At 51.1% G+C, this 7,993-nt stretch carries 14 protein-coding genes; 4 read left to right on the forward strand and 10 right to left on the reverse strand.

The genetic code is table 11. The features are described 5' to 3' along the window. Window position 1: 1 nt before the first annotated feature. Window positions 2-253 (reverse strand): hypothetical protein, encoded by a 252-nt coding sequence (locus tag AC5JMP_RS10340; RefSeq protein ID WP_495851365.1) that lies wholly within the window; start codon window positions 251-253, stop codon window positions 2-4. Between the two features lie 23 nt (window positions 254-276). Here AC5JMP_RS10340 and AC5JMP_RS10345 point away from each other — a divergent pair, with 23 nt between their 5' ends. Both AC5JMP_RS10345 and AC5JMP_RS10350 read left to right on the forward strand, forming a co-directional pair. Further along, entirely contained in the window at window positions 277-2,424 is a 2,148-nt protein-coding gene (locus AC5JMP_RS10345) for an NACHT domain-containing protein (protein ID WP_495851366.1), read from the forward strand. A 139-nt stretch (window positions 2,425-2,563) separates the two neighbouring features. Then, on the forward strand, window positions 2,564-2,788 hold the full coding sequence (locus AC5JMP_RS10350) for a type II toxin-antitoxin system HicB family antitoxin (RefSeq protein WP_495851367.1): 225 nt from the start codon (window positions 2,564-2,566) through the stop codon (window positions 2,786-2,788). Here the strand turns inward: AC5JMP_RS10350 and AC5JMP_RS10355 are convergent. Both AC5JMP_RS10355 and AC5JMP_RS10360 read right to left on the reverse strand, forming a co-directional pair. Beyond that, window positions 2,768-2,995, reverse strand: coding sequence for a hypothetical protein (locus tag AC5JMP_RS10355; RefSeq protein ID WP_495851368.1), 228 nt, complete (start codon window positions 2,993-2,995; stop codon window positions 2,768-2,770). The two genes, AC5JMP_RS10350 and AC5JMP_RS10355, sit on opposite strands and share 21 nt — an antisense overlap. A gap of 52 nt (window positions 2,996-3,047) precedes the next feature. After that, window positions 3,048-4,025 (reverse strand): methylenetetrahydrofolate reductase, encoded by a 978-nt coding sequence (locus tag AC5JMP_RS10360; protein ID WP_495851369.1) that lies wholly within the window; start codon window positions 4,023-4,025, stop codon window positions 3,048-3,050. 348 nt (window positions 4,026-4,373) lie between these two features. Here AC5JMP_RS10360 and AC5JMP_RS10365 point away from each other — a divergent pair, with 348 nt between their 5' ends. After that, the gene (locus AC5JMP_RS10365; RefSeq protein ID WP_495851370.1) at window positions 4,374-4,718 is read left to right on the forward strand and encodes a cupin domain-containing protein; all 345 of its coding nucleotides are present in this window, start codon (window positions 4,374-4,376) and stop codon (window positions 4,716-4,718) included. A gap of 108 nt (window positions 4,719-4,826) precedes the next feature. Then, a complete protein-coding gene (locus AC5JMP_RS10370) occupies window positions 4,827-5,954 on the forward strand; it encodes a glycosyltransferase family 4 protein (RefSeq protein WP_495851371.1) in 1,128 nt (375 codons plus the stop codon). 44 nt (window positions 5,955-5,998) lie between these two features. On the opposite strand, the gene AC5JMP_RS10375 is transcribed toward AC5JMP_RS10370, so the two are convergent. From AC5JMP_RS10375 to AC5JMP_RS10405, 7 genes are all read right to left on the reverse strand, one after another. Then, window positions 5,999-6,100 carry a TPR end-of-group domain-containing protein gene (locus AC5JMP_RS10375; RefSeq protein ID WP_495851390.1) on the reverse strand — a complete coding sequence of 34 codons (102 nt, stop codon included), beginning with the start codon at window positions 6,098-6,100 and terminating at the stop codon, window positions 5,999-6,001. A 22-nt stretch (window positions 6,101-6,122) separates the two neighbouring features. After that, window positions 6,123-6,335, reverse strand: coding sequence for a type II toxin-antitoxin system HicB family antitoxin (locus tag AC5JMP_RS10380; RefSeq protein ID WP_495851372.1), 213 nt, complete (start codon window positions 6,333-6,335; stop codon window positions 6,123-6,125). 65 nt (window positions 6,336-6,400) lie between these two features. Next, complete coding sequence (locus AC5JMP_RS10385) at window positions 6,401-6,523, reverse strand: TPR end-of-group domain-containing protein (RefSeq protein WP_495851373.1); 123 nt, start codon at window positions 6,521-6,523, stop codon at window positions 6,401-6,403. A gap of 23 nt (window positions 6,524-6,546) precedes the next feature. Next, a complete protein-coding gene (locus AC5JMP_RS10390; RefSeq protein ID WP_495851374.1) occupies window positions 6,547-6,768 on the reverse strand; it encodes a DUF2283 domain-containing protein in 222 nt (73 codons plus the stop codon). 39 nt (window positions 6,769-6,807) lie between these two features. Continuing rightward, window positions 6,808-7,035: a DUF2283 domain-containing protein gene (locus tag AC5JMP_RS10395; RefSeq protein WP_495851375.1), complete on the reverse strand. Its 228-nt coding sequence runs from the start codon at window positions 7,033-7,035 to the stop codon at window positions 6,808-6,810. Then, the gene (locus tag AC5JMP_RS10400; protein ID WP_495851376.1) at window positions 7,032-7,331 is read right to left on the reverse strand and encodes a hypothetical protein; all 300 of its coding nucleotides are present in this window, start codon (window positions 7,329-7,331) and stop codon (window positions 7,032-7,034) included. Before AC5JMP_RS10400 ends, AC5JMP_RS10395 begins: the two co-directional genes overlap by 4 nt. After that, the coding region (locus AC5JMP_RS10405; protein WP_495851377.1) for a tetratricopeptide repeat protein at window positions 7,328-7,993 on the reverse strand (666 nt) is incomplete at its 5' end. The genes AC5JMP_RS10400 and AC5JMP_RS10405, both read right to left, overlap by 4 nt.

Below are 7,993 nucleotides of genomic sequence, written 5' to 3' on the forward strand. Positions count from 1 at the left end.
GCTATACCTCTGAGCAGGAACGATCGCCCTCTGAACTCAAACGCTGCACTTCAACACAGGAACGATCGCCCTCAAAACACGAACACTGCACCTCTGAACTCAAACCTTGTAGCTCTGAGCATGAACCATTCACCTCTGAACTCGGAGTTTTAGCCTTTGAGCATGAACCTTGCACCTTTGAACTCGAAGTTTCGCCTTCTGAACTCGAACCTTGCACCTCGGAACAGAAACGATCGCCTATCTTGGTAGTCATAGCGTTCTTCTCTGATTGCCCTTATGGTTGATCCGTTTACGGCTGCTGCGATCGCGGCGATGGCTCCGGTCTTGAAAGACTTAGCGACAGATATCCTTAAAGACAGCGCCAAAGATGAGGCTAAAGGACTCCTGAGCTGGGGCGGCAAGCAAATCAGCGACGGAACGCAGCAGCAGCTTTTCAATGCTTCTCGGCAGTATATAGAAAACTATCAGGAGCGACACTGCATCCTCAAGGTTTTGGGGATGCGAGAGCCTGTCAGCCTAGACTCTGTTTATACCGCAGTGCGATTTTTAGACGGTGATGGTCTCCGCCAGTTTGTCTCAGCTCAAGCGATGGAGCAGGCGTTTCGGGAAACGCGATCGCGGCGGCTGCGGCAGCAGGAAGGCAAAAAGCAAGAGGGGCTAGCCGTTGCCAATGCCAAGCCGTATTTGATGGTGTTGGGCGCACCAGGAGCCGGAAAGTCTACGTTTTTGCGCAAGATGGGTCTGGAGGCGCTGCGAGGAAAGCGTCAGGAATTTCAGCATCGCTGCATTCCAGTGTTCATTGAGCTAAAGCGATTGAATACTGGAGCCATTGATCTAGAGCAGGTGATTGTCAACGAGTTTGAAACCTGTGGGTTTCCTGATGCCAAAGGGTTTACCCGCAAAGCCTTGGAGCAGGGCAGGCTGCTGATTTTGTTGGATGGGCTAGATGAAGTGCCAACCGCACAGCTAACGCCAGCGATTCGAGCCATTCAAGATTTTGTCGATCACTATGACAAAAATCGCTACATTGCATCCTGCCGGATCGCCGCCTACCGCAGCAATTTTCGGCGCTTCAGCGATGTGACAATGGCAGAGTTTGAAGACGATCAGATTCAGCAGTTTATTCGCAACTGGTTCCGATCGCCCACCGATTATCAAACCCAAAAAGCCGAAACCTGCTGGACAGAATTGCAGAAGCCTCAAGCGGCTGGAGCCAAAGAGCTAGCCCATACGCCGCTGCTGCTGACCTTTCTTTGCTTGGTCTATGATCGATCCCTTAGCTTTCCCAGCAACCGCAGTGTTTTATATCGCAAAGCCCTGCGGATCTTGCTAGAAGAATGGGCAGCCGAGAAGTGTTTGGAGAATCAGCGGCAAATTTATGAAGGGCTGAGCGTAGAGCTAGAGGAAAGTCTGCTGTCGGAAATCGCCGCCAAAGGTTTTGCCAAAGACCAGCTATTTTTTTCGCAGCGCGAGATTGTCGATCGCATCAAGACTTTTCTGGCTAGCAACCTGAATGCGCCAAAGCATCTGGATGGCGAAAAAGTGCTGGAGGCGATCGCGGTACAGCAAGGAATTTTGGTAGAGCGGGCAGAAGATGCCTATTCTTTCTCGCATCTGACGCTGCAAGAGCATCTGACGGCGCAGTACATTGTCGATAATCCCGAAAATATGCGATCGCTGGTCGCAAAACATCTGACTAACGACAACTGGCGGGAAGTGTTTTTGCTAATTGCGGGTCTGCTGCCCGGAAGCAAAGGAGCTGATCCGCTTTTGCTGTTGATAGAAGAACGGGCGCGATCGTTCATCACCAGTCCAAAGTTGAAAGCTTTGTTGCAATGGGCAGACAAATCAACATCAGGCTCAGAGGGAGACTATAAGCCTGTGGCTAAACGAGCGGCTGCGATTGTTCTCGCCCGCGCCCTCGCCCGCGCCCGCAACCTCGACCGCGCCCACGCCCTCGACCTCGACCGCGCCCTCGACCTCGTCCGCAACCTCGACCTCGACCTCGACCTCGACCTCGACCTCGTCCGCAACCTCGCCCGCAATCTCGCCCTTGCCCGCGCCCTTGCCCTCGACCTCGCTCTCGCTCGTGAATTTGAAAAAATAAAAATCCTTAAATCTGTTAACTTTACAAAGCTGGTTGCAGACTTAGACAGACTTCAGCCTCAAATTCCAGATAACAGTCAGCCGATTGAATTTCAACGAGCCTTTCTCGATCGCCTCTGTCAAATCTGGTTTGATGCCTTGGGACTTGATCAAGAGACTGCAATGCTCTCGAAGGATGAAGCAAAAGCGATAGACAACTATCTCTATGCCTGTGAACTGATGGTGCGGTGCAAAGAAGCCGCCGTGCGCGTGTCGCCCCAGACCTGGGACGCGATCGAGGGGCGGATGTTGACGGTAGCAGCCGCAGCCGATCGGTAGGTTAAGGGTGAAACTTGCCCCTCATCCAACTTTGGGAAGCGCTCGTTATTGACCCCTTGATGCAGTGAGGGCGATCGCGCAAAGCCACTTTTGCCAGTCAAAATAATATTGAAAACGAAATATGGAGAAGATAAGCAATATGCCTTACAAAGTGAACATTTTAATTGAAAAAGATGAAGATGGGTTCTATGCTTATTGTCCAGAATTGCCGGGATGTCAAAGTCAGGGAGACACGTTAGCCGAAGCAACAGAGAACATTAAGGAGGCAGTTGAACTTTACCTGGAAACGCTCTCAGAGGAAGAAAAGCAGTCTTTCTTCAATAAAGAAGTCGTAGCCATGACGCTAGAGGTGCAGGTTGCCTAAGCTTCCTCGTTGAACTGCACAAGAGGCAAAATTGTCAGGCAAGTCATGGATGCGATCGATAAAAACGTAGAGGAACCATAAGAAGTTGTACGACATCAAAAACCACACCGCCAGCGATAGCTTTGTGCAGTGGGGGCGATCGCGCCAGCCCATAAATAAAACCCCCAAACACAAAGCTTGAGGGTTGGAGTTCCTGAAAATCGTCACTGAGTTAGATAATGACAACCTCCTCCCGTAATCACAAGGGGGGCGTGACCCATCACAGAGGAGCCTTGTGGAGAAGATTCGCCGTTTTCTCGCCAGTATCCAAAGCGCTATCTAGAGGTGCAATTCCTGCCTGATCCAAAATTTGGGGAATCAAGTCCTCGCGGCGAATCGCCATAATATGAACACCCTGGCACAGCTCTCGCGCCCTTTGAACCTGCTCCGCCGCGATCGCCACGCCCTCTTGCAGGGGATCGGCCGCAGCTTCCAGGCGATCGATAATGTGTTGCGGAATCTGAACCCCCGGCACGTTGCGGTTGATGAACTGCGCATTTTTGGCAGACTTAAGCAGAAAAATTCCGGCAAGAATGGGCTTATTGCAGCCGATCGCAATTTGATCCATGAACTTTTCTAGGCGATCGAAATCTGAGATTAGCTGGCTTTGGAAAAACTGTGCGCCAGAGGCAAGCTTGCGATCGAAGCGGCGCTGTAGCCCCGACCAGCTCTGACACTGAGGATCGATCGCCGCACCTGCAAACAAATCGGTCGCGCCATCCGTCAGCGGCTTATCGTTAGAGTCACTACCCTGGTTGAGCTTGTCGATCAGCCGCAGCAGCCGCACGGATTCCAGCTCAAAGACGGCTCTGGCATCGGCGTGGTCGCCCGCCTTAATCGGGTCGCCCGTCAGCGCCAAGATGTTGCGAATTCCTAATGCCTGTGCCCCCAGCAGATCGGCTTGCAGGGCAATGCGGTTGCGATCGCGGCAGGCCATCTGGCAAATTGGCTCAATGCCCTGCTGCATCAGGATCACCGAAGCTGCTAGCGAAGACATCCGCATCACCGCACGGCTGCCATCCGTAATGTTAACGGCATGAACCCTCCCGTTCAGCAATTTCCCCATCTCGATCATGTGGGCTGGATTGCCGCCTTTGGGAGGCATCACTTCAGCCGTCACCAAAAAATCTCCAGTCTGGACAGCCGTGCGAAAGTTAGGGGCGCAGGGCGAAATAGGGAAAGATTGCGATAGGTTCATGAGGACAGGTTTAAGGCGGGGATTATGGGGTTTTTATACAGAAGCAGAGAAGCTGTAGATGGCTGCTTTAGGACAGATTTAGGGCAGAGATCGATGCGAATGGCTGATATTTTGAGCGAAGGGTCAGGATCAAAAGCGATCGCCAAAGTAGGTTATTCTTAGCCAGTATGCCCTAAGTACGGCGATCGTATCGACCTCTATAAAGCAGCCATTAAGAGATATTTTGAAGCCTAAAGTGAGATAAAAATCGCGCCTAAAGGCTTAAATCTCCGTCAAGCCCACGAAAATCTGACCGCCAATCCCCGTAAATTTTCTTATTTTGCATCCTAGCCTTAACTGCTGCTTCACATGAAACTCACCGCCTTAAGCCATTTGCCCTATGAGCAGGTTTCCCATAACCCGGCAATCCAGAAAAAAGTGATGCTGCGATCGGGCGACTTGCCCCACCTAACCAATTTTTCTCAGGCGCGGTTTGCCCCCGGACAGATAGCCGCTGCCCATGCCCATCAGGATATGTGTGAAGTGTTTTTTGTGGAGTCGGGGGCTGGAATCATTCAAATTGACGGTCAGCCCTACAGGCTAGAGCCAGGAGTTTGCGTGTCTGTGGAGCCAGGTGAAGTGCATGAGGTCAGCAATCCCGGCATAGAGGATCTGGTGCTGACCTATTTTGGATTGCGAGTGGCGATCGGCTAGGCATTTTCCCAAACCCAACCTGGGCATTAAACCTCTTGCAAATTGGATTGGGTGGGGGCGCAGCCTACCCAATCCAATCTCAAAATCCTAATCTGCAAGAAGTCTAGTATGCGAGAAAGAAACGGCGTTACGGTCAATCTATCCCTAGTCGGCGTAAAGCCAACGGGACTAGCCACCTATGCGCGAAATCTCATTCCCCATCTAAGTTTGCCCATAACGCTGCTGGCTTCAGCTGCTTTTCCTGAAGCAGAATCCGCAGCCTACAATCGCCGAGAGATTCCGGCAAATCTAACTGCCGAGCAGGGAAAGCTGGGTCACTTGCGGCGGTTGATTTGGACACAGCAGCAGCTTCCTCGAATTTGTGCTGAGTTGCGATCGCCCCTGTTATTCTCTCCGGTTCCAGAGGCTCCGCTGTGGAGTCAAAAGATTCCTGCCGTTGTAGTCGTCCACGACCTGATTCCCCTACGTTTTCCGCAGTGGACTTCGCCGCTGACGCAGTACAGCCGCTACTATGTGCCGCAGGTGTTAGCGCAGGCTGAGCATATCATCTGCAACTCGGCAGCAACCGCCCAGGATATTGTGGATTACTTCCACATTCCAGCCAAAAAGATCACGCCGATTTTATTGGCGCATGACGCGAGCCATTTTAAGGTTCCAGAAAGCAGTGCTTCAGAAAATCACGCTCTCAGATCCGATCGCCCCTACTTTTTCTATATCGGTCGTCCTGATCCCTACAAAAATCTGCACCGCATTATCAGTGCTTTTGCCGCCTTGTCAAAAGACAGCGCTCAAGATTATGACCTATGGATTGCTGGCTCCCGCGATCGCCGCTACACGCCACTGCTTCAGGCTCAGGCGGATGAATTGGCGGTGGGCAATCGGGTCAAGTTTCTCGACTATGTTGCCTACCAGGATTTGCCTCAGCTCATGCGAGGAGCGATCGGGCTGGTGTTTCCTAGCCTATGGGAAGGATTTGGCTTTCCGGTGCTAGAGGCTATGGCTTGCGGTACGCCTGTGATTACCTCCAATCTGTCTTCGCTCCCCGAAGTTGCCGGAGATGCCGCCCTGCTGGTTAATCCCTACCGCGAAGCCGAAATTGCCGCCGCCATGCAGACTTTAATTGACGACGAAGGGACGCGATCGCAGTTGCAGACTGCCGGACTCGCCAGAGCCAGTCAGTTTAGCTGGCAAAAAACAGGACAGGCAACGACTGAGCTTTTATCCCAACATTTGTAGGGAACGGCAAGGACAAAAGCATTAGCGATCGCTCTCTTCCCTATCTATGAGCCTTCCACTAACGCCTGAAATGCCTTGCTTTCTCGAATGCTATCAAAATCGGTATCAGTTTTTGCCTTATCTCGATAGGTTGGATTGAGAGCGATCGCCTATCACTGCAAATCGTCTTCAAGGAGTCCAGCAATTCTCATTAGAGCTTTCAAGGTTCCAATTTTGAGTCTTGGTTGAAATGGCAACGTCTAGCCATCCCTCGATCGCATCCTGCAAATTTGCCATCAGTTCTTCCATTGTGTCGCCTTCGGTGATGCAACCGGTCAGTGCCGGGACTTCTGCCCAGTATCCGCCTTCTTCAGCAGGATGAACGAGTGCTTTAACGCGCATTGTTTACCACCCTATTTACCACCTTGACGATTTTTATGAGAGGCAGCGATCGCCCTTTCCCTATTCTACGAGCCTTCCACTAACGCCTGAAACGCATCGCTCTCTCGAATGTCATCAAAATCGGTGTCATTTTTTGCCTTATCTCGATAGGTTGGATTGAGAGCGATCGCTTGATGTAACGCTCTCAAGGAGATCTGTCTCTCGTAGGCGATCATGCAGTTATGAGGCGCAGATTGGCAACAATAGGTAACGCTAGAATATCTTCGCTGCTCAGGAGGCGTTGAGAGAAGAAGAGAATTTCCAAATTTTCAACTTCCTCAGAGATGGGATTGAGACGAGTAATAATTTCATCTCTTACTTCCTCGGATTCTTGCTCTGCGTAGGGAGGGCGTTTATTAATGTAGAGGATATCGCCCACTCGATCGTATTGCAATGTTAGGGCTTCTGCTGTATCACTTTGCCTCTCTCAATGCTATGAGGCTTGAGCCAGTAACTCGGCAATCAGAGGCTTGCTTCTAGACAGTTGACTGACTCCGAAAACAGAGAATCCCAGAAGATTGCCTGCTTCATCAACTCGCTCCATAACGGCATCTTGATTGGTTTCTCGGAGGTAGCCGGGTTTCTCGGAAAATAAAACCTCTAGAAAATCACCTTCGGCATCAAACCAGATTTTGACTGGTTGGCTCACTGGCTGGTTCATAGGGGGTCTCCTTGCTTAGGCTTGTCGGTCAGATAGGCAGTAAGGACAAAAGCATCATCGCTCGAAAATTTAACAACGACACAAAGCCATTTATCTCCTACCGCAGTTCCAGTGTAATAGCGATAATATAAGGCGGCATCAGCGTCGCTTCTAGAACGTCTGACCAACTCTGGCTCCTGCAAGGTTTTTTCTAGAGCTGCTTCTAGCGTCACCATTTCTGGACGCTCCAAAATATGTCTTAATCGCTCTTCGGTCAGGCGGATGCTGCGGCCTTGATAGTCAATCAGTATCTTCATTGTCGCTCATCTACCAAAGCCCGAAACACATTGCTCTCTCGAATGCTGTCAAGATCGGTATCGGGTTTTGCCATCTCTCGATAGGCAGGGTCAAGCGCGATCGCCCGTTGTAAAGAGTCGATCGCCCTTTCTATATTGCCTTGCAATCCATAGCGACAAGCTTTGTTGTAATAATGGGGATTCACCAGGTTACGAATCTTTTGGCATTCGGCGGGCACCGCTGGGATCATGGTGCTGAGCTTGGCAAATTCCTTAATACCTGCCTCAGCCGAGATGCTATCTACCTGAATTTCGGTGAGTCCCAGGTCTTGCATGGCTTTCAGTCGGGCTTTCAGCCAGTTTACTAAAGGCGCTGGGTCAGCATTTTGTAAGCCCTCTAGCAAATGTCGAGTGCTGGCAAGCAGAATGTCGGTATATTCAGAGTCTTCCGGATCAATGTCTCCGTCTTCCCCCACCGCCGCAAAATAAACGACCAGACAGCCTTTATTCTCTAAGTCCTGCTTCAGCCGCAACAGCTCTGTCGATTTGCCTGCGCCCCGATGTCCGGCATAGAGCTGGCAAGTCGTCCGGCTAGAGCGGACAATCTCCCGTCCCAAATCGACCAGTACAGGCTCTTCCCAACTTTTGGTGATCCTGAAATCCTTTTTCAGAAGGTTTGTTAC

Source organism: Drouetiella sp. (genome assembly GCF_059504425.1).

What these genes read in the sequence shown, in the direction of transcription:
- AC5JMP_RS10370 (WP_495851371.1), top strand. Translation starts at nt 4,827, where the DNA reads ATGCGAGAAAGAAACGGCGTTACGGTCAATCTATCCCTAGTCGGCGTA.
- AC5JMP_RS10360 (WP_495851369.1), bottom strand. Translation starts at nt 4,025, where the DNA reads ATGAACCTATCGCAATCTTTCCCTATTTCGCCCTGCGCCCCTAACTTT.
- AC5JMP_RS10340 (WP_495851365.1), bottom strand. Translation starts at nt 253, where the DNA reads ATGACTACCAAGATAGGCGATCGTTTCTGTTCCGAGGTGCAAGGTTCG.
- AC5JMP_RS10345 (WP_495851366.1), top strand. Translation starts at nt 277, where the DNA reads ATGGTTGATCCGTTTACGGCTGCTGCGATCGCGGCGATGGCTCCGGTC.
- AC5JMP_RS10350 (WP_495851367.1), top strand. Translation starts at nt 2,564, where the DNA reads ATGCCTTACAAAGTGAACATTTTAATTGAAAAAGATGAAGATGGGTTC.
- AC5JMP_RS10380 (WP_495851372.1), bottom strand. Translation starts at nt 6,335, where the DNA reads ATGCGCGTTAAAGCACTCGTTCATCCTGCTGAAGAAGGCGGATACTGG.
- AC5JMP_RS10365 (WP_495851370.1), top strand. Translation starts at nt 4,374, where the DNA reads ATGAAACTCACCGCCTTAAGCCATTTGCCCTATGAGCAGGTTTCCCAT.
- AC5JMP_RS10395 (WP_495851375.1), bottom strand. Translation starts at nt 7,035, where the DNA reads ATGAACCAGCCAGTGAGCCAACCAGTCAAAATCTGGTTTGATGCCGAA.
- AC5JMP_RS10400 (WP_495851376.1), bottom strand. Translation starts at nt 7,331, where the DNA reads ATGAAGATACTGATTGACTATCAAGGCCGCAGCATCCGCCTGACCGAA.